Source organism: uncultured Desulfovibrio sp., assembly GCF_944324935.1.
Lineage (GTDB): Bacteria > Desulfobacterota > Desulfovibrionia > Desulfovibrionales > Desulfovibrionaceae > Desulfovibrio.
The window spans coordinates 1-22,539 of sequence record NZ_CALUYG010000044.1 but is presented as its reverse complement, the minus strand read 5'-3'; the positions used below and the strand labels follow the sequence as shown (position 1 = coordinate 22,539).

The 22,539-nt window shown below is 65.4% G+C and carries 17 protein-coding genes, 1 tRNA gene and 1 pseudogene; 5 read left to right on the top strand and 14 right to left on the bottom strand.

Annotated elements, in window-relative coordinates:
- A pseudogene (locus Q0J54_RS09950) lies at positions 1–285 on the top strand (C4-dicarboxylate ABC transporter substrate-binding protein); the annotation flags it as partial.
- 131 nt (positions 286–416) lie between these two features.
- Here the strand turns inward: Q0J54_RS09950 and Q0J54_RS09945 are convergent.
- From Q0J54_RS09945 to Q0J54_RS09880, 14 genes are all read right to left on the bottom strand, one after another.
- On the bottom strand, positions 417–776 hold the full coding sequence (locus Q0J54_RS09945; protein WP_296305318.1) for a hypothetical protein: 360 nt from the start codon (positions 774–776) through the stop codon (positions 417–419).
- An 11-nt stretch (positions 777–787) separates the two neighbouring features.
- Complete coding sequence (locus Q0J54_RS09940; RefSeq protein ID WP_296305317.1) at positions 788–1,168, bottom strand: NifB/NifX family molybdenum-iron cluster-binding protein; 381 nt, start codon at positions 1,166–1,168, stop codon at positions 788–790.
- Between the two features lie 37 nt (positions 1,169–1,205).
- Positions 1,206–2,078, bottom strand: coding sequence for an ATP-binding protein (locus tag Q0J54_RS09935; RefSeq protein ID WP_296305316.1), 873 nt, complete (start codon positions 2,076–2,078; stop codon positions 1,206–1,208).
- Positions 2,071–2,976: a (4Fe-4S)-binding protein gene (locus Q0J54_RS09930; RefSeq protein ID WP_296305315.1), complete on the bottom strand. Its 906-nt coding sequence runs from the start codon at positions 2,974–2,976 to the stop codon at positions 2,071–2,073. The genes Q0J54_RS09935 and Q0J54_RS09930 overlap by 8 nt, the downstream gene beginning before the upstream one ends.
- Before the next feature lie 10 nt (positions 2,977–2,986).
- The gene (locus Q0J54_RS09925) at positions 2,987–3,670 is read right to left on the bottom strand and encodes a DUF134 domain-containing protein (protein WP_296305314.1); all 684 of its coding nucleotides are present in this window, start codon (positions 3,668–3,670) and stop codon (positions 2,987–2,989) included.
- A gap of 269 nt (positions 3,671–3,939) precedes the next feature.
- A complete protein-coding gene (locus tag Q0J54_RS09920) occupies positions 3,940–4,623 on the bottom strand; it encodes a CBS and ACT domain-containing protein (protein ID WP_296305313.1) in 684 nt (227 codons plus the stop codon).
- Between the two features lie 87 nt (positions 4,624–4,710).
- Positions 4,711–5,496, bottom strand: a complete 786-nt coding sequence (locus Q0J54_RS09915; protein WP_296305312.1) for a fumarate reductase iron-sulfur subunit — start codon at positions 5,494–5,496, stop codon at positions 4,711–4,713.
- A gap of 12 nt (positions 5,497–5,508) precedes the next feature.
- Positions 5,509–7,362, bottom strand: coding sequence for a fumarate reductase flavoprotein subunit (locus tag Q0J54_RS09910; RefSeq protein WP_296305311.1), 1,854 nt, complete (start codon positions 7,360–7,362; stop codon positions 5,509–5,511).
- A gap of 9 nt (positions 7,363–7,371) precedes the next feature.
- A complete protein-coding gene (locus tag Q0J54_RS09905; RefSeq protein WP_296305310.1) occupies positions 7,372–8,001 on the bottom strand; it encodes a succinate dehydrogenase/fumarate reductase transmembrane subunit in 630 nt (209 codons plus the stop codon).
- Between the two features lie 59 nt (positions 8,002–8,060).
- Positions 8,061–8,621 (bottom strand): Fe-S-containing hydro-lyase, encoded by a 561-nt coding sequence (locus Q0J54_RS09900; protein ID WP_296305309.1) that lies wholly within the window; start codon positions 8,619–8,621, stop codon positions 8,061–8,063.
- Positions 8,622–8,630: 9 nt separating this feature from the next.
- On the bottom strand, positions 8,631–9,476 hold the full coding sequence (locus Q0J54_RS09895; RefSeq protein WP_296305308.1) for a fumarate hydratase: 846 nt from the start codon (positions 9,474–9,476) through the stop codon (positions 8,631–8,633).
- 48 nt (positions 9,477–9,524) lie between these two features.
- On the bottom strand, positions 9,525–10,877 hold the full coding sequence (locus tag Q0J54_RS09890) for an SLC13 family permease (protein ID WP_296305307.1): 1,353 nt from the start codon (positions 10,875–10,877) through the stop codon (positions 9,525–9,527).
- A gap of 121 nt (positions 10,878–10,998) precedes the next feature.
- Entirely contained in the window at positions 10,999–12,327 is a 1,329-nt protein-coding gene (locus Q0J54_RS09885) for a malic enzyme-like NAD(P)-binding protein (RefSeq protein WP_296305306.1), read from the bottom strand.
- Between the two features lie 127 nt (positions 12,328–12,454).
- Complete coding sequence (locus Q0J54_RS09880; RefSeq protein WP_296305305.1) at positions 12,455–12,646, bottom strand: hypothetical protein; 192 nt, start codon at positions 12,644–12,646, stop codon at positions 12,455–12,457.
- A 219-nt stretch (positions 12,647–12,865) separates the two neighbouring features.
- Here Q0J54_RS09880 and Q0J54_RS09875 point away from each other — a divergent pair, with 219 nt between their 5' ends.
- The 4 genes from Q0J54_RS09875 to Q0J54_RS09860 all read left to right on the top strand — a co-directional run bounded on the left by Q0J54_RS09875 (position 12,866) and on the right by Q0J54_RS09860 (position 22,450).
- Positions 12,866–14,515: a glycosyltransferase gene (locus Q0J54_RS09875; RefSeq protein WP_296305304.1), complete on the top strand. Its 1,650-nt coding sequence runs from the start codon at positions 12,866–12,868 to the stop codon at positions 14,513–14,515.
- Positions 14,516–14,604: 89 nt separating this feature from the next.
- Positions 14,605–14,681 (top strand) — tRNA-Pro (locus Q0J54_RS09870).
- A gap of 285 nt (positions 14,682–14,966) precedes the next feature.
- Positions 14,967–18,116: an SEL1-like repeat protein gene (locus Q0J54_RS09865; RefSeq protein WP_296305303.1), complete on the top strand. Its 3,150-nt coding sequence runs from the start codon at positions 14,967–14,969 to the stop codon at positions 18,114–18,116.
- 458 nt (positions 18,117–18,574) lie between these two features.
- Positions 18,575–22,450, top strand: coding sequence for a hypothetical protein (locus Q0J54_RS09860; protein WP_296305302.1), 3,876 nt, complete (start codon positions 18,575–18,577; stop codon positions 22,448–22,450).
- Positions 22,451–22,539: the final 89 nt, after the last annotated feature.

Below are 22,539 nucleotides of genomic sequence, written 5' to 3'. Positions count from 1 at the left end.
CTCAGCGAGCGCGTCTACGCCAAGATGCCGCCCGAACTCCAGAAGATCGTGGTGGACGCCGGCAAGTACGCGCAGGAAGAGTCCCTCAAGTACCACGCCACCATGTCCGAGATCGCCAAGCGCGAACTGGTGGCCAAGGGCCTCAAGATCACCCAGCTCACCGACGAGCAGAAGTGGAAGGACGCCGCCCTGCAGCGCGTGTGGCCCAAGGTGGCTGACGGCATGGGCGGCAAGGAGGCCATCAACGCTTTCCTCAAGGCCTGCGGCCAGCCCCTCTGGCAGTAGACAGCCCGCCTCGACATCGAATGAAAGCGGCCGCCCCGTAAAGGGCGGCCGCTTTTTTTCCGGCATATCCCCGCCGGTCGCGGGCCTGCCGTTGCGGCAGGCCGCGTGCCCGACCGGGGCGGAGAACGCGCTCAGGCACAGACGCTCCGTAATGCCGAGAGCAGGCGCTCGATGTCGGCGGCGGCAGGCGTGCGGGGCAAGCCCATGAGCATGCCGAGACCTTCCATGCTGTCATGGAATACCGCCGCGTCGAGGTCGGTCACGGCTGCCGTGTGGATGGCGGCGTTGAGGGTAAGGATCCTGATGACGGCCGCCCGCAGGTCGGCTGCCGCATCCAGATCGAGCAGGCAGAGCGCTGGCGGCGTGGCGGCCATGTCCGCCAGAGCCGCATCCAGTGCCGGCAGCAGCCGCAGAGTCGCTCCCTGTGCCGCAAAGACCGGGCGCAGCGCCTCCCAGCAGTCGGGACGTTGCGTGACGCAAAGGATATCCATGCGCGCCGCTCCTAGTGATGTCCGCCGCCACCGCAGGTGAATTCCGTGGAAAACGGCGGCAGCTTGCCTTCCAGAAAAGCTTTGACGGCGCTGCCTACCGTGGGCTGCTGCCCGGCGTAGTAGACTTCCACCCCGGCTTGCTGGAAGGCCATGAGCGGACGCATGCCCATCCCGCCGGCCAGCAGTTTGCTCACGTTGTGCGAGGCAAGATGCTGCACGGGGGCCAGGCAGCCGCCCTGCTGGTGCGGCACGTTTTCCAGAGTGGTGACCGATGTGATGGCGTCACCGTCCACCTCCACCAGGGTGTAGATGTCGCAGTGGCCGAAATGCATGCCCATCGGCGCATCGAGTCCGCCCGGCAGGCCGGACGGGACGGCAAGCAGATAACTCATGTCAGATCCTCCGTTCGTTGGTCGTGAACGCGCGGCCTCAACGGCTCGTGCGCAGCTCCTGAAGGGCCGACCATATCTCCTTCAGGCGGTTGCCAAGCGGATTGTCGCTTTCCGTAAGGGCCTGACGACGCACCATGATCTCCGTGACCAGCGGGTCGAAGGGCAGCTCGCCGAGCAGGGTATGCCCGTCCGCCGCGCATTGGGCGGCGATGGCCGCGCTTTCATCCCGATTGAGATCCGCCTTGTTGATGATGACGGCCAGCGGGATACGGAAATGGCGGCACAATTCGGCGATGCGGCCGAAGTCGTGCCGACCTGAGGGCGTGGGTTCCACCACGCCCACGGCGAGCTGTGCGCCGGACAGGGAGGCAATGACCGGGCAGCCGACACCCGGCGAGCCGTCGCAAAGGATGATCTCGCGCCCCTGCTCCCTGGCCAGCCGCCGGGCCTCGGTCTTGAGCAGACTGACGAGGCGGCCGGAGTTCTCCTGTCCCGGAAAGAGCTGGGCATGCACCATGAGGCCGAAGCGGCTGTCGCTGACATACCACTCACCGCAGTGGTGTTCCGCCGTGCCGATGGCCTGATGCGGACACAGGGCGGCACAGACGCCGCAACCTTCGCAGCGGAGGGGATCCACGGCGTAGCCGTCTTCCGTTTTCGTGACGGCCCCGAAGGCGCACAGCTCGGCGCAGCGTCCGCAGCGCCGGCATTGTTGCGGATCGATGCTGACGGAAAGCCCGGAATAAAAGGCCTCCACCTGCCGGATGCGGGGGGCCAGCAGGATATGGAGATCGGGCGCGTCCACATCCAGATCACAGATGATCTTGTTTTCGGCCAGGTGGGCAAAGGCGGCGCAGACGGTCGTCTTGCCGGTCCCTCCCTTGCCGCTGATGATGACGATCTCACGCATGGCCGCCCTCCTTCTCCGTCGCAAGGCGACGCAGCGCGTCGCGCAGCCGCTCGAACCGCCCTCTCCAGACCGGCGAAAGTTCCGCCACCAGCCCGCCGCGGGCATACTGTTCGGCCGCCGCGCGGTCAAAGGGCAGTTCGCCGAGATGCGGCAGGCCCTGTTCCCGGCAGTAGGTCCGCACGGCGGCGTCGCCGTCGGCATTGCCCGTGGCTCCGGCCCGGTTGGTCACCACACAGATCCGCTTGTCCAGAGGCACAAGCGACTGATGCGCCAGCCGGAAATCATGGAAGCCGAACGGCGTCGGATCCGCCACGAGGAGCAGCACATCCGCTTCGCGCGCCACCGTGACCGCCGGGCAGCTCACCCCGGGCGGCGCGTCCATGAGCACATCCGGCGTCGCCGCCCCACCCTGCGCGGCCAGCAGCTCGGCCAGCCGGGCCTGTTCCTGCCGCAGCAGTGGCGGCGTCATGGATTCGCCGATGCGGGTGCGCCCCATGAGGAAGCCCGCCCTGCCGTCCAGCGCGCTGCCGTTCAGCAGGCGACCCAGTTCCCGTTTGCCGCGCATCAGGGCCCCGGAGGGGCAGACGGCAAAGCAGCCGTTGCAGCTGTGGCACATGTCGGGGAAAATGCTGATACGCCCCGCAAAGGCCGCAATGGCCTTGTACGAACAAATATCCCGGCACTTTTCGCAGTGCAGGCATTTTTCCGGCGTCAGCAGCGGCACGTCCAGCCAGGCTGTCCGCTCTTCCGTTATCCGCGGCCGCAGGAAAAGATGAAGGTTGGGGGCCTCCACGTCCGTGTCCACCGCCACGAGAGGTCCGTCCCATACGGCGGCAAGCGAGGCCGTGACGCAGGTCTTGCCCGCGCCGCCCTTGCCGCTGGCAATGGCAATGCGCATATGCCCTCCGCTACTTGTTGGGCCCGTCGGCAAAGGGGAGCTCGCCCTTGCGGAAGCGCTCCACGGCTTCGCCCACGCTGATGCCTTCCACATTCTGACAGACCTTGATGCCCGCCGCCGTCAGCGCCTCGAAGGCCTTGGGGCCCACATAGCCGCTCAGCACCACCTCCACCCCGGCCCGGGCCATGCGCTCGGCGGTCTCGATGCCCGCCCCCATGCTCATGGTCTGCGAGGCTCCGTTATCGATATAACTGGTGGTCATGTCCGGCAGGTCGACCACCACAAAGCCGCCCGCCCGCCCGAAGCGCGGATCCACAGCATCCTCAAGCGTGGGCCCTTCGCTGGAAACAGCGATCTTCTGCATCTGCTTTCTCTCCTTGTCCGCGGCCGTCTGGCCGGCCGACGCCACGGCGTAGGTGCCGCCCTCGATGCGCAGGGCCAGCCCGCGGCACAGGGCCGCGGCCACCGTGCGCCGGGCAGCCGCCAGCGTGCGGCCGAAGGTATGCCGTGAGATGCGCATGCGCCGCGCCGCCTCGATGGCCGTCAGGTCTTCCAGGTCCGCCAGCCGCAGCGCTTCCAGCTCTTCCACACTCAGGCGGACCTCTTCCAGCGCCGTCAGGGGGATGCCCCGCGGCTTGAAATAGGTGACGCTCGGCGTGGCGCTCACATAGCGGCAGTGACGCGGGCGCGGCATGCTTTTCCTCCGGCTGACGTACGTTATTATTTTGCACAAATGAGCATAATCCTTTGCGCCGCCCTGTCAAGGTGGGGAGAGGCATGTTTCCTGAAAGAGCGGCCCATGCAGCGGACGGGCCCGCCGCCTGGCGCGGGAAAGGCACCGCGGCATCCCCCGGACTTCCCCCTGCCCGGTGCGCTCCGGCAGACCTGCGGTGTCCCCTGCCAAAGAGAAAGGGAGGCTGACCTTGCGGTCAGCCTCCCCGATAAGCCGTTTCTGGAGCGGGCTCAGATATCGTTGTCGCCCACGATGTGAATCTCGTGGCCGCGTCCCCAGTACTGGACGGTCCCCTGCGCGCAGAATTCCTTGATGAGCTCGTCCTCCACGGCGCGATCCTCACCGCGGAAACGCAGGGTGACGCCGCGGCGGCCGTCGTCGCGGATGTTGGAGAGCACCGTCACCACGCGGGCCTTGGCCTCCTTGAGGCGGTCAAGTATGGCGCGCAGCGTGCCGGGCTTGTTTTCCAGCACGAAGGCCATCTGCACGCTTTCGGCGCGCGAGCCGGTGATGCTGATGAAGGTCTTGAAGATGTCCCATTCCGTCACGATGCCCACGAGCTTGTCGTTGCTGTCCACCACTGGCAGGCAGGCCACGCGCTTTTCCTCCATAAGCATGGCGGCATTTTCCACGGTCTCGTCGATGTGGATGGTATGCGGGGCCACGACCATGATCTTCTTTGCCGGCGTTTCCGCCAGGATGTCCAGCAGTTCCAGAACTTCAAGGCCTGTGGTGTGCTGCGGCGAGAACTCCTTGATGTCGTCGTCGCAGAGCAGGCCGACCACATGGCCCTGCTTGTCCACCACAGGCAGGTGGCTGATGTTCATGTCGCGCAGCAGGCTCTTGCACTTGAGCAGCGAGGTGTCCGGCAGGACGGAAACCACTTCGTGCGTCATCCACTGTTTGATAAGCATGGCAAGGCTCCTCTGACGGCAGCTCGGCGCGCCGTCGTCTGGCCGGGGCCTTGCCCCGGCCTGTGATGGTACAACGTCCCTCTGGGCCTACTTGTGCCGCCCGCATCCGCAACCGCCGCCAAGACGCTTGCGGATGCCCTCAGGCAGCCAGCCCCGCACGGACTCGATGCTCACCATGCGGCGCATGATGCCCAGCTGATCCTGAAGGGGGATCTGCTTGGGGCAGATGTCGTCGCAGGCCAGCAGCCCCATGCAGCCGAACACGCCGTTATCGTCGCCGATAAGGTCGTAGAAGTCCTTGGGCGTGCGCTGGTCGCGCGGGTCGATGTAGAAGCGCGCCATGCGGTTGATGGACGTGGCGCCGATGAAGTCCTTGCGCATGAGCGCCGTGCCGCAGGCGGCCACACAGCAGCCGCATTCGATGCAGCGGTCCAGCTCGAAGATCTGGGTCGCCAGCTCATTGTCCATGCGCTCTTCCTGCGCGGTGGGATCGAAGGTCTTGTTGGTGTGCAGCCAGGATTCGATCTTCTTGCCCACGTTGCGGAACCAGGTCCCCGTATCCACGGAGAGGTCGCCCAGCAGTTTGAACACCGGCAGCGGATGGAGGGTGATGCGCTCGGGCAGGTCGCTGGTCTGGGTATGGCAGGCCAGACCGGGCCGCCCGTTGATGACCATGCCGCAGGAACCGCAGATGCCCGCCCGGCAGCAGAAGTCGAACTGCAGGGTGGCGTCCTGATGCTCGCGGATCTGGTTCAACGCCACGAAGAGCGTCATGCTGCGCTGCTCCTCCAGGGAGAAGGTCTGCATGTGCGGCATGGACCGGGGATCCAGCGGGTTGTAGCGGAATATCTCAAAGGTCAGAATGCGTCCCATTGTTCGTCTCCCTTAGGCCTGTTGGTCGTAGCCGATGACCTTTTCATTGGTCATGTCGCCCTGGATGATCTTGCCGCCGCCGTAGCCGCGGTCGCCGGGGGGCAGGATGAACCACGGGGTCGCCCGTTCGTATTCCAGCGTGGGCAGGTCCGCCCCTTCCTTCCAGTAGGCAAGGGTACGCACCAGCCAGTCCTTGTCGTTGCGTTCGGGGTAGTCTTCGCGGGCATGGGCGCCGCGGCTCTCCGTCCGCATGAGCGCGCCGTACGCCGTGCACAGCGCCAGCTTGATCATGCCGGGCACGCGCAGGGCCATGGACATCTCCGCATTGGGGCCGGGCTGGTTGCCTTCGAGCCGCATGTTCTTGCAGCGTTCCAGCAGTTCCTGGAGCTTGGCCACGCCGGCTTCCAGGTCCTTGCCGTTACGGAAGATGCCCACATGCTCCATCATGATGTCCTGCATGGCGTTACGCAGCACATAGCAGTTGTCGCCGCTGCCGCGCTTGAGCCGGGTGATGCGGTCCTGTACCTGCAGGGCCGCTTCGTTGGTGGCCTGCGTGGAGAAGGTCGTCTCGTAGCCCTGGAGGAATTCCACCAGCTTCCGACCGATGACCCGGCCGGACACCACGGTCTCGGCCAGCGAGTTGCCGCCCAGACGGTTGAAACCGTGCATGTCCCAGCAGGCGGCTTCGCCCGCCGCGAACAGGCCCTTGAGGCCGTAGGCGTAACCGTCCTTGTTGATGCGCACGCCGCCCATGCTGTAGTGCTGGGTGGGACGCACGGGGATGAGCTGATGTACGGGGTCCACGCCGAGGAAGTGGGTGGAGATGTCGTACACTTCGCGCAGGTTGGTCTTGATGTGCTTCTCGCCCAGATGGCGGATGTCCAGCCAGAGGTGTTCGCCGTAGGGGCTGGGCACGCCGAAGCCCTTGCGCATGTGTTCGGTCATGCGGCGGGACACCACGTCGCGGGAGGCCAGTTCGGCCTTTTCCGGCTCGTAATCGGGCATGAAACGGTATTCGTTGACGTCCAGCAGGATGCCGCCGTCGCCGCGGCAGCCTTCGGTCACCAGGATGTCCGTAGGCACGGTGCCCGTGGGATGGAACTGCACGGCCTCCATGTTGCCCAGCGGTACGACGCCGGTATTGAGGGCCGTGATCTGGCCGCCGCCGTCACAGATGATGGCGTTGGTGGTGGCGCGGTAAATGCGGCCGTAACCGCCGGTGGCGATGAGGGTCGCCTTGGCCAGATAGGCCACCAGCTCGCCGGTGCGCAGGTCGCGGGCGATGCAGCCCATGCAGGTCTGGCCGTCATGGATGAGGGCCTCGGCCTGGGTGCGGTCGTGCATGGTCACGCCCAGCTGAAGCAGGCGGTTGTCCAGGGTGAAGAGCACGGCGTGACCGGTGCCGTCGGAGGTGTAGCAGGTGCGCCACTTGGCCGTGCCGCCGAAGGCGCGGGAGTGGATGAGGCCCTCGTTCTCGGCCTTTTCCGTGGCCTGGAAGGGTTTGCCGCCCTTGTAGTAGGTGTGCTCGCCGGGCACGACGCGGCTCCACGGCACGCCGAGGAAGGCCATCTCGCGCATGGCGATGGGCGCGGTATTGGCGAAGATGCGCGCCACTTCCTGGTCACAGCCCCAGTCCGATCCCTTGACCGTATCGTTGAAATGGATCTCCGGGCAGTCGCCGTCACCCATGATGGAGTTGCCCAGCGCGGCCTGCATGCCGCCCATGGCCGCCGAGGAGTGGGAACGCTTGGGAGGCACGACGCTGAGGCAGATGACGCTGAAGCCGGCCTGCGCCGCCTCCACCGCCACGCGCTCGCCGGCAAGGCCGGCCCCCATGCACAGAACGTCAGATTGATAGATCCGCATATTACCCCCCTATCCGTGGAACCAGACGCGCGTCATGGCCAGAAAGCCCAGCACGAGATAACAGGTCATGACGATCCAGATGCGCTTGCGCCAGACCTGACGGGTCGCGCGCGTGCAATAGCCGTACTTGACCGCCAGACGATAGATGCCGATGCCCGTATGCAGCACCACGCAGGGCAGGAAGATCACATAGAAGGGCAGCCAGCCGGAGGTCATGCGCTCCGCGCTGCGGCTCACCGAGATGGGCAGATCGATCATCACCGTGTAGACGTGGAAGAACACGCCCAGCAGGATGATGATGGCCGTGAAGACCTGCACGAGCCAGAGACAGGTGTCGGGCTCGCGCAGCGTGCGGCTGTGCTTGACGAAAATGCCCAGTTCATTGGCCCGGAAGGGCATTTTGCGCGCGGCGATGTAAAAGTGGAACACCACCAGCAACACGATGATGGGGGCGGATATCTGCGCCACAAAGGTCGCTTCCAGCAGCCAGGCGATGGCGTTGGTCAGCGAGGCGCTCAGCACCACGGTGCCTTCGAGCAGCAAATGCACGCAGACGAAGAGCGCCAGCACTGCTCCCGACGCGGCTTGCCAGAAATCCAGGCGATTGCGCCGGGCATCCGGTACGTTACGATCCGTCATGTCAACTCCTCTTGTTCGAGATGATTGCCCCGCCCCTGCGGCGAGGCGCTCCACAGGCCCTACAGTTCCCTGTAGGGAGCCTGTCCTGTTTCATAATAGTTGTCGCCCGTGCTGTCGATAACCACGATGGCCGGAAAGTCCTCCACCTCCAGCGCGGCCACGGCTTCCGGGCCCAGGTCCTCATAGGCCAGCACGGTGTATTTGCGGATGCTGCGGGCGATGAGCGCCCCGGCCCCGCCCACGGCCGCCAGATAGGGCACGCCGTGGGCCTTCATGGCTTCCACCACCTCGGGCTTGCGGTAGCCCTTGCCGATCATGCCGCGCAAGCCCTGCGCGATGAGCGTGGGGGTGTAGGCGTCCATGCGGCCGGAGGTCGTGGGCCCGGCGGAGCCGATGACATGGCCCGGGCTGGCCGGGCTGGGCCCCACATAGTACACCACCTGTCCCCGCAGATCCACCGGGAGCTTTTCGCCGCGGGCCAGCGTTTCGATCAGCCGCTTGTGGGCGGCGTCGCGGGCGGCGAGGATGGTGCCGGAGATGAGCACCCTGTCCCCGGCCCGCAGGGAACGGGCCGTGGCTTCATCGAAAGGCGCGCGGATGCGCTTGACGTCATCATTCATACGCGCCTCCTAGAGCAGCGCTTCGGCGTGTCGCGCCGCATGACAGTTGATGTTGACCGCCACCGGCAGGGAGGCGATATGGGTGGGCGCCCATTCCACATGCACCTTGAGGGCCGTGGTGCGGCCGCCGAGGCCCTGCGGGCCGATGCCGGTCTTGTTGATGAGCTCGAGCAGCTCGTCTTCAAAGGCGGCGTAGCGGGGGTCGGCATTGCGCGAGGCCAGGTCGCGGGCGGCGGCGCGCTTGGCGCAGAGGGCCGCCAGCTCCATAGTGCCGCCCAGGCCCACGCCCACCACCATGGGCGGGCAGGAATTGGGGCCGGCCGCCAGCACGGCGTCCAGCACCACCTTCCGAACGCCCTCGATGCCGTCGGCCGGCACGAGCATCTTCACCACGCTCTTGTTTTCCGATCCGGCCCCCTTGGGCGCGAGGCGCAGACGCAGGCCGTCGCCGGGCACGAGCCGCACATGGAGCACCGCCGGGGTGTTGTCGCCGGTGTTCTTGCGCTCGAAGAGCGGTTCCGCCACGCTGGACTTGCGCAGGTAGCCGTCCACATAGCCGCGGCGCACGCCTTCGTTGACCGCTTCGGCAAAGTCCCCGCCGATGATGTGCACTTCCTGCCCCACATCGGCAAAGACCACGGCAAGGCCCGTATCCTGACAGATGGGCATCATCTCGTCGGCGGCGATATCGGCATTCTGCATGAGCTGACCGAGGATGTCCCGGCCCACCGGGGAGGGTTCCGTCCGTTGCCGCTCGGCAAAGGCCGCGCGCACATCGGCGGGCAGGCGACAGCAGGCGTCCACGCACAGGCGAGCCACGGCGGCGCTGATATCTGTCACATGAATCTCTTTCATAAATTCTCCACCCTTTCTTGCGATGCTAGTCCACTTCCCCAGCGAAGACTAGGGATGGAAGGGCCAGATCATGGGGATGAGCAGCCAGCACATGAGCAGCGCGATGACCTGCAGCGGCCAGCCGGCCTTGATGTAGTCTACGAACTTGTAGCCGCCCGGGCCAAGCACAATGGTGTTGGGCGGGGTGGCGATGGGCGTCAGGAAGCAGGACGAGGCGGCCATGGCGATGCCCATGACGATGGGCAGGGGCGAGATGCCGGAGGCCGAGGCAATGGGCAGGGCCAGCGGAGCCATGAGGGCCGCCGTGGCGGTGTTGGACATGAAGTTGGTCACGATGGCGGTCAGCGCGCAGCAGACCAGCATGAGCACCCACGGATCGGAGACACGGCTCACCACGGCATTGGCCACGATGGCGGCGGCGCCGGACTTGTCCATGGCGGCGGACATGGAGAGCATGCCGGCAAAGAGGAAGATGGTCGTCCAGTCCACGCTGCGGAAGGCTTCGCGCATGGTCATGCAGCGGGTGATGACCATGAGGCAGGCGCCCAGCACGGCGGCGGTGGTCAGGTTCATGACTTCGGAGGCCATCATGAAAACGACAAAGCCAAAGATTCCAATACACAACCACATCTTTTCCGTGCGCCGCTTTTCCACGGCCTGATCCAGCGATTCGTCATCCAGGATACGGCTGTCCGGCAACAGGCGGTGACCGATGAGACCGAAATAGACCAGACCCGCAACGAGCAACGGGATGCCGATGAGGCCGAATTCGAAAAAGCCGAAGGGCTGCACGCCCATCTGTTCCAGCATGGAGTTGACGATGCCGTTGGGCGGCGTGCCCACGAGGGTCACGGTACCGCCGAGCGAAGAGGCGAAGGCCACGGGCATGAGCAGCTTGCCCGGCGCGAGCCGCGCGGACATGCAGATGCCAAGAACCATGGGAACGGCCACCACCGTGGTGCCGGTGTTGGAGAGCACCGTGGACAGCAGGCCGATGGCCGTCATGATGTAGACAAGCAGCTTGACCGGATTGCCCTTGGCGGCGCGCACGGCAAAGTTGCCCACCTTGTCGGCAAAGCCCGTGATGAAGGTCGCTTCGCCCACGATGAACATGGCCATGAACAGCACCACCGTGGGATCGCCGAAATAGCCGAAGGCCGTCTTGGACGGGATGACGTTGCAGATGGAAAGCGCCACCGGCACGAGCAGGGCCGTGATGGGCAGCGGCACGACCTCGGTGAAGAACATGACCGCGGCCACAAAGAGGATGCCGAGGGTGATGTATGCCTTGGTGGGATCTTCCGGCAGTTTGATTTCCATGGACGGGGCCGCCAGACTGTCATGACAGGAAAGCAGCACGATCCCCGCCAGCATGGCAGCCAGAACAAAGAGACGTTTCATGGGACTCCTCGCGATTAAGAGGTTGAAAGCAGCCTCCCGTGGCCCGAAGACCACGGTTTCATGCGCCATGAGGGGGCGAGGCCGCTCCCTCTCTCGGAGGGGAGCGGCCCGGCAGGGACGGCTACTTGCCGCCCTGCTCCGCCAGTTGCTTCACGAAAGGACGGATGCGGGCGTGCGCCGCGTCGATGCGCTTCCTGAGCTGGTCGGCATAGGCCTTCATGTCCGCGATGGGACGGGTGGCCACGCCGCTGTCCATGGCGGCCTGGGCCACCGCCGGCGTCACCGTGGTCAGGATGCGGGGGTCGAGCGGCTTGGGGATCACATAGTCCCGCCCGTAGGAAAGCTCCCGCACGCCGTAGGCCGTGAGCATCTCCGCGGGGACGGGCTCCTTGGCCAGCGCGGCCAGAGCGCGCGCGGCGGCCAGCTTCATTTCCTCGTTGATGACGCGGGCGCCCACGTCCAGGGCTCCCCGGAAGATGTAGGGGAAGCCGGACACATTGTTGATCTGGTTGGGATAGTCGGAACGGCCGGTCCCCATGATGGCCGTGGGGCAGGCCACCGTGGCGTCCTCATAGGTGATTTCGGGGTCGGGGTTGGCCATGGCGAAGATGATGGGCGAGTCCGCCATGGAGCGCACCATGTCCTTGCTCACCAGCCCCTTCCTGGACAGGCCGAGGAAGACGTCCGCGCCCTTGAGGCAGGCGGCGAGGTCGCCGCGATTTTCCTCCTGGGCGAATTCTTCCTTGTACGGATTGAGCCCGTCGCGGCCCTTGTAGATGAGGCCGCGCGAATCGAACATGAAAATGTTCTCCCGTTTCACGCCCATGAGCACATAGAAGCGGGCGCAGGCGATGCCCGCCGCGCCGGCGCCCACCACCACGACCTTGAGATCCTCCACCTTGCGGCTGGTGATCTCGCAGGCGTTGATGAGGGCCGCGCCGGAGATGATGGCCGTGCCGTGCTGGTCGTCGTGGAAAACGGGAATCTGCATGACGGCCTTGAGCTTCTCTTCGATGTAGAAGCATTCCGGGGCCTTGATGTCTTCAAGGTTGATGCCGCCGAAGGTGGGCTCCAGGCACTTCACCACGTTGATGAGCTCGTCGCTGTCCGTGGTGGCAAGGTCGATGTCGTACACGTCCACGTCGGCGAAATTCTTGAAGAGCACGCCCTTGCCTTCCATGACCGGCTTGCCCGCCAGCGGACCGATGTTGCCCAGCCCCAGCACGGCCGTGCCGTTGCTGACCACGGCCACCAGATTGGCCCGGCCGGTGTATTCGGCGGCGCAGTCGGGATTTTCCTTGATGGCAAGACAGGCTTCCGCCACGCCCGGCGAATAGGCCAGCGAGAGATCCAACTGATTTTCACAAGGCTTGGTCGGGATGACCTCCAGCTTACCGGGGCGCGGGGCCCGGTGGTACGCCAACGCATCTTCATGGGTGAACAGAGCCATTCACGTTTCTCCTCAAAAAACCTCTTGAACATGGCGGCCGACCGGTCCAGCACCATCGGCCCCTCCTCTGGGGAAAAAAATCCCTTTCTTCAGAGTATCGTGAGCCTACGCCCGGCATATATATGTGTCAATGTAGTTTGATTACGCAAACACCTTCTTTTGCACATGAAATTAATTTCACAAATCTTTTGAGCGTCACAAAATTGTAATAATTATTGCCAGGAAGTTTCAACATACCAATACCAGCCATATCCAATGCCGGTATTCGACGAAATATCCTTTCACCATGCAGGCGATATGATGCAAGATAATCGCTCATGCACAGAAATTTTTTCTTTTTTGCATAAATGCCTGAGAAAACAATATCGACATTGTCGATCTTTTCCTTTTTTTATCCGCCGTATGGCGGCAGCAGACAGCCTGGACCTCCCAACACTGCGAAAAAAAACCTTCAGGGCGTGTCGACCCGGCATATGCGCCATGTATCACATGCTGGTCCGTCTTGCCCTCCCGCCGGCCTTGCCGCTATGTTCTGCCCATGAATATTCTGCATTACGGGAACTTTCTTGCCCAGGGGCTGCGCGCTGCGGGAAACGATGTGCGCTCCCTCTCGCTGCGGCCCGGCGTTTCGCTGCGGCAAAGCCTGGCCGAGACCTGCGACCATGACGGCTGGCGGCCGGACTGTCTTGTGCTGGAACTCTGGAGTCACTTCGTCCTGCCGCCGGATCTCGTGTGTTCGCCGGCGCCGCTGGTGGGCTGGTGCATCGATGCGCCCATCAATATGTACTGGCTGGAGCCGCTCGCGCCGCTGTTCTCCCTGCTCTGCGTCGATCAGCGGACGGTCTTGCCCCGCCTTGCCTCCCTTGGCCGCACGGCGCACTGGCTCCCGCTCTGCGCGCGCCATGACTGGTTCCGCCCGCCGCGGCCCGCCAGGGACGGCCTGCTCTTCATCGGCACGCTCAACCGCCTGCGCCGCAAACGGACGAACGTCATCGCGCGCGTGCGGGAACAGGCTCCCCTGACCTGTCTTGCCGGTCTGTCCTTTGCCGAAACACAGGACAGACTGGCGGGCGTCGCCCTGAGCCTCAACGAAAACCTCTTCCCGGGCGTGACGCTGCGCATCTTCCAGTCCCTTGCCGCCGGAGCCCTCCCTTTCACCGAGCGCCTCTCCCCCGGGCTGGACAGCCTGCTCACCGAAGGCGAGCACTATCTGGCCTATGCGCCGCACGACCTGCGGGAACAGCTTGCGGCGGCCTGCGCCCATCCGCGGCGCTGCGCGGACATGGCGGCGACGGCGCAGGCCGTCTGCCGTGAGCGGCATGACGACAGGCAGCGGGCCGCCGAACTGCTGGAGCTGCTCCGCTCGCCTTCCACCGTCCTCCTGCCGCCGGCCGAGATGCGGGATGAACGACGCCGGCGCGCCGAACTGGGGCTGGCGCTGGCCGGCCATGCGCTGACCGTGCGCTATGGCGGCAGCGTGGGGCCGTATACGACGGCGCTGGCCCGCCTGGCCGAAGGCAGCGACGCGGTCGCCGTCCGGGCCCGGATACACCTTGCCCTGCGGCAGGCCCGCCGGGGCAGGCCCGTCATGGCACAACGGGGCCTGCTGCGGGCCTGGGAGATGGCCCACGGCCTTGCGCCAGCCACACCCGATGCCGGCGAGGATCTGTCCGCGCTGCGCGGCACGGCCCTCCTCAGGCTGGCGCAGCTGCATGACGCCTGCCGCCACACGGCGGACGGCCACCAGGTCCTTGCCCTGCTCGGCCGCACGGATGCCCGCGCGGCCGCGGCCCTTGCCCGCCCTGTCCCGGCCGGACGTCCCGCCGCGGACATCCTGCCCCTGCAACTGGCCTATTGCGCGCAGGCGCTCGGTCATCACGGCTACGCGGGCTTCCTGACCCCCCGGGGCTACCTTCTGCCGGAAGGAGCCGCCGAACTGGCCCTGGCGGCCTGGGAGCGCGCCCCCTCCGACGAGGCCCTGTCATTCCTGTTTGAGACCTTCGGCGCGCTGGACATCGAGCTGGAACTCTACCCTCTGCTGCTGGATGCCCTGTCGCGCGGCCTGCTCTCGGACGCGCACATCCTGCACACGGCCCGTCTGGCCGAACAGTGCTACGACCTTGCCGCCGCCCGGCAGATCACCGCCGCCTGGCAAAAGCGTCCTGAAGCCAGAAGATCAAAAAAATGAATATATTACAAAAAAAGACGAGAAAAAATCCGCCTTCGCGCAAAAAAGCATTGACCTTTCCGGCCCTTTTGCGTAGTTATCTCTCTCGTCGGGATGTAGCGCAGTCTGGGAGCGCACTTGAATGGGGTTCAAGGGGTCGAAGGTTCAAATCCTTTCATCCCGACCAGTAGACCAGACGAAATCGGCCGGTAAGGTATCACGCCTTACCGGCCTTTTTTGTCATTCATGGCGCAAGTCGCGGCGCTGCCGTCCCTCCCTCGCCTGCCCCGCCCTTCCCGGACGCCCCTCCATCACAGGTCCTTCGGAGCACGCGCCAGACTTTGTCCGACGCCGAAGAAGGACCGGCTGCCGCTCTTTTCTTGACATCGGTGACGAATTTCTTCAAGACATCCAAAATGGCTGCCCGCCGCTTCCCGGCATCCGTCCCCGCACTTCACAGGGAGGTTTCCACATGTCGCTTTTCCGCGCGCTTCTGCGCATCGTCATGCTGCCGCTGGCCATCCTGCTGCTTCTGGGACTCTTCATCAAGAGTCTCGTGATGGCACTTTTCGTCATCAGGCCGTTACGTGCCTCCGCCGAAGCCGGGGAAGCCGACGCCCAGTACCGCTATGCGGAACGCTGCCGCACGGGAGACGGCGTGCCGCAGGACTTTACGCAGGCCGCCTTCTGGTATCGCAAGGCCGCCGAACAGGGACACGCCGAGGCGCAAAACGATCTTGGCCGCTGCTACTTCTTCGGGCAGGGCCTTGCTCAAGATTATGCGCAGGCCGTCGCCTGGTTCAGCAAGGCCGCCGAACAGGGACATGCCGGGGCGCAATTCAATCTCGGCAGCTGCCATGACACGGGTCGTGGCGTGCCGGAGGACGATGTGCAGGCCGCCGCCTGGTATCGCAAGGCCGCCGAGCAGGGACACGCCGAGGCGCAGTACCGCCTTGCCGACCGCTATTGCCGCGGACTGGGCGTGCCGCAGGACGATACGCAGGCCGCCGACTGGTATCGCAAGGCCGCTGAACAGGGCAACGCCGAAGCGCAGTTCGCCTATGCGGAATGCTGCCGCAAGGGAGAAGGCGTGCCGCAGGACTTTACGCAGGCCGCGATATGGTTCCGCAAGGCCGCCGAACAGGGAGACGCCGCGGCGCAAAACAGTCTTGGGCTCCGCTATCTCTACGGGCAGGGCGTGCCGCAGGACAAGAAGCAGGCCGCGACATGGTTCCGCAAGGGCGCCGAGCAGGGAGATGCCTCGGCGCAATATAATCTCGGCCAGTGCTACCATTATGGCGCCGGCGTGCCGCAGGACGCCGCCCAGGCCGAGGGCTGGTTGCGCAAGGCCGCCGAGCAGGGACATCCCGAAGCCCAGACCGCCCTTGCCGACTATTGCCGCGAAACGCCGCGGAATGACGCACAGGGGGGTGCCGAAGCCGAAGAACGTCGCAAGGAGGACAGGCCGACGGATTCTCAGGTGCGGGACGAACAGCGCCTGACGACGGCCCCGCAGAGCGTGGAGGATCTCCGGCAGGCGGCCGAACAAGGGGATGCCGAAGCCCAGATCCTCTATGGGGACTGCTGGCGCAAAGGGGAAGATGGCGTGCCGCAGGACATTACGCAGGCCGCGTGCTGGTATCGCAAAGCCGCCGAGCAGGGACACCCCCTGGCGCAATACGCTCTCGGCTTTTGCTATGATGAAGGCCTCGGCGTGCCGCAAGACGATACGCAGGCTGTCTTCTGGTACCGCAAGGCCGCCGAACAGGGCCATGCCGGGGCGCAATACGTTCTTGGGGATCGCTGCTCCAGCGGGTGTGGCGTACCGCAGGATCACGAGCAGGCCGCTTTCTGGTGGCGCAAGGCCGCCGAGCAGGGCCATGCCGGGGCGCAAAACATCCTTGGGAAGTGCTGCTTCACCGGACAGGGCGTGCCGCGAGATCCTGTGCAGGGCGCCCAGTGGATCCGCAAGGCCGCCGAGCAGGGAGAAAGATCGGCGCAGTATAATCTTGGTTTCATCTACGCGGAGGGCCTCGGCGTGCCGCAGGACGATACGCAGGCTGTCTTCTGGTATCGCAAAGCCGCCGAACAGGGCCATGCCGATGCCCAGACATCCCTGGCCGACTGCCTCCATCGAGGTCTGGGGACGCCGCGGGATGATGCGCAGGCGGTCGTATGGCTGCGCAAGGCGGCCGAGCAGGGAAACGTCGTGGCCCAGGGCAATCTTGCCTTCAGCCTTGCCCGCGGCCAGGGCGTCCCGCAGGATGAGGCACAGGCCCTCGAGTGGCTGCGCCGGGCCGCCGCGCAGGGGGATGCCCCTGCCGAGGAACTTCTTGAAGACTATGCACGGACGGGCTCCCTTGTCCAAACGCTGGACAAGCGGATCCTGCTGACGGACCCGCAGGCCGTCGCGGCCATCCGTCAGGCTGCCGAAGAAGGCGATGCGGAGGCCCAGCTCCGCCTCGGGCGCGCTTACCGTAACGGAGAAGGCCAGCTGCCGCGCGATCTCGGCCAAACCGCCCACTGGTATCGCAAGGCCGCCGAACAGGGCAATGCCGAAGCCCAGCTCTGCTATGCCGAGTGCCTCCACGAAGGCGAGGGCGTGCCGCAGGATGATGAACAGGCGGCCTTCTGGTATCGCAAGGCCGCCGAACAGGGCAATGCCCAGGCACAGCTCCGTTTCGGCGTCTGCTGCGGACGGGGAATGGGCGTGGCGACGGATGCCGCACAGGCCGCCGTCTGGTTCCGCAAGGCCGCTGATCAGGGCCAGCTGGACGCCCAGTGCAACCTTGCCAACTGCTATGCGACGGGCGACGGCGTCCCGCGCGATCTCGAGCAGGCCGCGTACTGGTTCCGCAAAGCGGCCGAACAGGGAGACGCCAAATCCCAGTCCAGCCTCGGCATCCTTTATCAATGGGGCGACGGCGTGCCGCAGGACTATGCACAGGCGGCCCAGTGGCTGCGCAAGGCTGCCGAACAGGACGAGGAAACGGCCCAGTACGCCCTGGGCCTGCTGTACCTGCAGGGTGATGGCGTCCCGCAGGATGAGGCGCAGGCCGAGAACTGGCTCCGCAAGGCGGCCGCTTTGGGCCATTCCGGCGCGCGTACCGCCCTTGAGGCGTGTGCGGGCGACGCCGAGGCGCAATTCTCGCTTGCGCTCCATTACCACCACCAGCCGCTTGAGAGGCCGCAGGACAAAAAACAGGCCTTCCTCTGGGCCGGCAAGGCCGCCGCTCAGGGCTATGCCGACGCACAGTTCGGCCTTGCCATCTGCTATATGTCCGGCGACGGTGTGGAAGAAGATGCGGCAATGGCGATCCACTGGCTGCGCAAGGCCGCCGAACAGGGACACGCAAGGGCGCAGTTCCAGCTTGCCAGCTGCTACCGGCTGGGGTACGGCGTCGCGCGGGATTATGATCAAGTCTTCGCCTGGGTCAGCAAATCCGCCGAGCAGGGAGACGACGAAGCCCAGTTCGGCCTTGCCATGTGCTATTACCTTGGCGAAGGCGTCGAAAAGGATGATGCCAAGGCGGCGGCCTGGTTCCGCAAAGCGGCTGCTCAGGGGCATGAGGCGGCACGGGAGGCGCTTGCCCGCTATGGCCTCGAAGGCGGGGAGGACTAGGGCCTGCTGACACTATTTGCTGTTTGTTTGGGAAAGGGCCCCCCTCGCGTTGCTGTCGATGCCGGCGCGGGAGGGCCCAGCCTTTTCGCAGGGGAGCGAGAAGTGGCGTTCTCGTCATCCTTCCCCCCACCCTTCCCCAGCGCGCTTTTACCGTGGAAAGCGTCAGGAACACGAGGCAATCCCGCCGCCAGAGACAAGCGGAGCGTATACAGATTATTTTTTCTTACCAACTGAAATTATTTGTATAACACATATCAGCACACCCCGGGGCAGTGCGGGCGAGGAAAAACGGCGGGGCATGTCCCGCCCCTGACCGCGGCGGGGAGCGCAAGCCCCAAGCGCCGTTGCGTCCCGCGCCCGCCCCCGCGGGGCACGATCCACGGGCCATACCGCGTTGCCGGCCGTCAGCGCCGGCGCGGCATGGGAACGATACCCGGTCGGAAGGGAGGTTTTCCGCCATGTTGCGTCTTTTGGGCTATCTCATGCTCATCCCGATCCTGATCCTCTGGATCATCTTCCGGCGCCTCCGGCATGCCCTGCACACCGTTTGCCGGCTCCTCCGGCATGTCCTGCTCAGAAACAACGGCATCCTGCAGACCTGTGCGGAAGGGGGCAAGGCCCCGGCGCAACATGCCCTCGGCATCAAATACGCCAGAGGCATCGGTCTGGCGCGTGATGAGCGTCAGGACGCCGCCTGGTGGCGCAAGGCCGCCGAACAGGGCGACGGACCGGCGCAGGGCCATCTTGCTCTTGCTTACGAGCAGGGATGCGGCGTGCCGCAGGACGACGAACAGGCCGTCTTCTGGCACGGCAAAGCGGCGGAACAGGGCTTCGCGCCCTCACAGGTCAGCCTCGGCCTGCGCTGCGAGCAGGGGCGCGGCGTGCCACGGGACGAGACGCTGGCCGTCTTCTGGTTCCGCAAGGCCGCCGAACAGGGCGATAAGGAGGGGCAGTTCCATCTTGGCCGCTGCCTTGATGCGGGCATCGGCACGCCGCGCGACATGGACGAAGCCTTCCACTGGTGGCACAAGGCCGCCGAACAGGGCCATGCCATAGCGCAGGCGGCGCTGGGCGACTTCTATCTGTTCTGGCTGGAGGATGCGTCGCAGGCCGTCTTCTGGTTTCAGAAGGCGGCGAAACAGGGCTATGTTTCGGCGCAGCGCCGCCTCGGCGTCTGCTGCCTGCTTGGAACCGGCATCGACGAAGATGAAAAAAAGGCCGTTTTCTGGCTGCGCAAGGCCGCCGAACAGGGCCATGCCGAGGCGCAATTCTATCTCGGCATCTGCTACGAGTGCGGGCTGGGCCTGCCGCAGGACGCCGCCCAGGCCGAAGACTGGTTGCGCAAGGCCGCCGAACAGGGATACCCTCTGGCGCAAAACAGGCTTGTCGCCTGTCACGCGCGGGGGCTGACCCCTGAACAGGCCGTCCGCTGGTACCGGGAAAATGCCGAGCAGGGCAATGCCGAAGCACAACGCCGCCTCGGCTGGTGCTATCAGGATGGACTGGTCGTGCCGGAAGATGACGCGCAGGCCGTGGTCTGGCTGCGCAAGGCCGCCGAACAGGACGACATCAAGGCGATGGAGAGCCTCGTAATCTGTTACAAGGTCGGACTGGGCGTGGCACGGGATGCGGATCAGGCCGATTTCTGGGAGCGCAAGGCCCAGACGCTGAAGAACGGCAATGGGAGCTATCTCCCGAAGCCCAGCGAGCAAGAATCTTTGCACGGCCATGACGCGAGCGACGCCGGGCAGGAGATCGTACAGCTCCGCAGGGCCGCCGAACAGCGACGTTACGAAGCGGCAAGCAAGCTTGGCCTCCGCTATGCCCTCGGCAAGGGCGTGGCACGGGACGATGCGCAGGCGGAGATCTGGCTCCGAAGGGGCGCCAAACGTGGGGAAGGACAGGCGGCGTATCTGTACGGACGCCTCCTCCTTCGCAAGGGGACGCCGCAGGATGACCGGCAGGCCGTCGCATGGTTCCGTCTGAGAGACTGGTATTACGTCTCGAGCAACGCGCTCGGCCAGTGCTTCGTCCGTGGGCGGGGCGTGACGCGGGACGGCGCGCAGGCCGTCAAAACCTTTGGCCGCGCCAAGTATACCTCCAGTGCTCCGAACTTCTACAACCTTGCCCTGTGCCACTTCCACGGCATCGGCACGCCGCGCGACGAGGCGCAGGCGGTGCAATGGCTGCGCGAGGCCGCCAAACTGGATCTGGCCGCGGCGCAACATGCCCTCGGCTATTGCTTCTGCTTCGGCCGCGGCCTGCCGCCCAGCGACCGGCTGGCCGTCCGCTGGAGCCGCCGGACGATCCTCCAGGGAACGCTGACGGACGACGAGACCCTGCTCGGCCTTTTCCCCTTTGTGGACAATACGGATCCCCAGGCCGAAGCGCCGGACGTGAGCGCCTGCCGTGAGGCGGCCCGGCAGGGAGACGCGGCGGCGCAAAACCGCCTGGGCCTGTGCTGCCGCTACGGTCTGGGCGTGGCGCGGGATGACGCGCAGGCGGTCCACTGGTTCCGCGAGGCCGCCGCACAGGGGCATGCCGGGGCGTTCTATCATCTGGCGCTCTGCCATGCCGAAGGCACGGGCCTGCCGCGGGATGAGACGCAGGCCCTGGCCTGCCTGCGCGAGGCCGCCGCACGGCAGGATAGCGAAGCGGCAAGCCTGCTTGCGGACTGCGAGCGAGAAGGCTCCCTGGCCGAGGCCCTGCGGCGGCGCTTCCCGACGCCGCTCCCGCCGTCCGTGGAGGCCCTGCGCGAGGCCGCCGAACAGGGGGACGCCGAGGCCTGCTTCCGCCTTGGCGAATGTCTCCGCAGGGGGGACGGTCTGCCGCAGGACAAGCGACAAGCCGCTGAGTGGTATCACCGTGCCGCCCAGCAGGGCCATATCGATGCCCTGTTCCACGACGGCAAGCGTGAACAGGCCGCCAAGCTGGGACAGGTGGACGCCCAACGCAGCCTCGGCGAATACTATGCCACCACCGAGGAACGGATACGTCTGGCGGATCCGCGCGAGGCCCGCTACTGGTTTGAAAAAGCCGCCAACCAGGGCGATGCCCGGGCGCAGACCAGCCTTGGCCTGCTCCTGCTGAACGATATCTGGCCCCCCCAGAAAAAACTGGGGGCCGACTGGCTGCGCAAGGCCGCCGAACAGGACGAAGAGACGGCGCAATACTACCTCGCCCTACTCTATCTGGAAGGCAGGGGCGTGCCGGAAGACAGCGACCAGGCCGCCTTCTGGCTGCGCAAGGCCGCCGATCAGGGACTCGATAAGGCATCCGTCGCCCTTGCGGCCGTGCTGGGCGACGCCGAGGCGCAATGCAGGCTGGGCGTCACATATTATTACAGCTATGAGCCCGACGGAAACGAGGCGCAGGGCGTGCGCTGGTACCGCGCAGCCGCCGAACAGGGCCATGCCGAAGCCCAGTGGCGTCTCGGCTGCTGTTATGAAGGAGGCAAGCATGTCCCGCAGGACATCAGCCAGGCCGTCTTCTGGTGGCGCAAGGCCGCCGATCAGAATTATGTACGGGCGTTCGCCGAGCTTGCCCTCTGCTGCCGGAAGGGCAAGGGCATGCCGCAGGACGACGCGCAGGCCGCCGTCTTCTGGCGCAAGGCCGCCGAACTGGGTGACCATACGGCGCAGTACGAACTCGGCTGCTGTTATGCGGAAGGCCGGGGCCTGCCGCAGGATGGCGCGCAGGCCGTCTTCTGGTGGGACAAGGCATCCCTCCAGCTGAGCGACCCCATCGTCCAGCTTGAACGATGCTATCGGGAGGGCATCCTCGTTCCGAAGAACAAGGCTCTCCACTTCTTCTGGCTCAGCCGCTGGTGGGCGTCCACCGGGCCGGAATGGACATACCGCATCGCCCTCTGCTACCTCCACGGCGAAGGCGTGTGCCGCAATGAGGAGAAGGCCGTCGAGTGGCTCCGCCGCTGCCTCGACAACTCACGGGACTACGCCCCGGCACAGTGTGAACTCGGCAACTGCTATTATTACGGCCGCGGCGTGCCGCGGGACAGGAACGAGGCCGCCGACTGGTACCGCAAGGCCGCCCGGCAGGGCTATGCGGAGGCGCAGTTCCAGCTTGCCTGCTGCTACCGGCAGTGCCAGGGCGCCGCAAAGGACCATGTCAGGATCTTTGCCTGGCTCAGCAAGGCCGCCCAACAGGGGCACGCGGAGGCGCAGTTCGGCCTTGGCATGTGCTATCACCTTGGCGAGGGCGTCAAAAAGGATGCGGCACAGGCCGCGTTCTGGTTCCGCAAGGCGGCTGCCCAGGGACAGGAGATGGCGCGGGAGGCACTTGCCCGCTACGGCCTCGACAGCCGGGACACTTAGGGCCTGTTAACGCTATTTAAGAGACTCAACGATTAAGGCAAACATGATGAATCCCAGAAACAAGGCATCCAGTTTGTCGTAACGTGTTG

Bases quoted from the DNA above. Each gene is read 5' to 3' on its own strand.
- Q0J54_RS09910 (WP_296305311.1), bottom strand. From the start codon at position 7,362: ATGCGGATCTATCAATCTGACGTTCTGTGCATGGGGGCCGGCCTTGCC.
- Q0J54_RS09890 (WP_296305307.1), bottom strand. From the start codon at position 10,877: ATGAAACGTCTCTTTGTTCTGGCTGCCATGCTGGCGGGGATCGTGCTG.
- Q0J54_RS09935 (WP_296305316.1), bottom strand. From the start codon at position 2,078: ATGCGTGAGATCGTCATCATCAGCGGCAAGGGAGGGACCGGCAAGACG.
- Q0J54_RS09880 (WP_296305305.1), bottom strand. From the start codon at position 12,646: ATGAGCGATTATCTTGCATCATATCGCCTGCATGGTGAAAGGATATTT.
- Q0J54_RS09920 (WP_296305313.1), bottom strand. From the start codon at position 4,623: ATGCTTATCAAACAGTGGATGACGCACGAAGTGGTTTCCGTCCTGCCG.
- Q0J54_RS09940 (WP_296305317.1), bottom strand. From the start codon at position 1,168: ATGAGTTATCTGCTTGCCGTCCCGTCCGGCCTGCCGGGCGGACTCGAT.
- Q0J54_RS09915 (WP_296305312.1), bottom strand. From the start codon at position 5,496: ATGGGACGCATTCTGACCTTTGAGATATTCCGCTACAACCCGCTGGAT.
- Q0J54_RS09885 (WP_296305306.1), bottom strand. From the start codon at position 12,327: ATGGCTCTGTTCACCCATGAAGATGCGTTGGCGTACCACCGGGCCCCG.
- Q0J54_RS09875 (WP_296305304.1), top strand. From the start codon at position 12,866: ATGAATATTCTGCATTACGGGAACTTTCTTGCCCAGGGGCTGCGCGCT.
- Q0J54_RS09895 (WP_296305308.1), bottom strand. From the start codon at position 9,476: ATGAAAGAGATTCATGTGACAGATATCAGCGCCGCCGTGGCTCGCCTG.
- Q0J54_RS09860 (WP_296305302.1), top strand. From the start codon at position 18,575: ATGTTGCGTCTTTTGGGCTATCTCATGCTCATCCCGATCCTGATCCTC.
- Q0J54_RS09945 (WP_296305318.1), bottom strand. From the start codon at position 776: ATGGATATCCTTTGCGTCACGCAACGTCCCGACTGCTGGGAGGCGCTG.
- Q0J54_RS09865 (WP_296305303.1), top strand. From the start codon at position 14,967: ATGTCGCTTTTCCGCGCGCTTCTGCGCATCGTCATGCTGCCGCTGGCC.
- Q0J54_RS09925 (WP_296305314.1), bottom strand. From the start codon at position 3,670: ATGCCGCGCCCGCGTCACTGCCGCTATGTGAGCGCCACGCCGAGCGTC.
- Q0J54_RS09905 (WP_296305310.1), bottom strand. From the start codon at position 8,001: ATGACGGATCGTAACGTACCGGATGCCCGGCGCAATCGCCTGGATTTC.
- Q0J54_RS09900 (WP_296305309.1), bottom strand. From the start codon at position 8,621: ATGAATGATGACGTCAAGCGCATCCGCGCGCCTTTCGATGAAGCCACG.
- Q0J54_RS09930 (WP_296305315.1), bottom strand. From the start codon at position 2,976: ATGCGCATTGCCATTGCCAGCGGCAAGGGCGGCGCGGGCAAGACCTGC.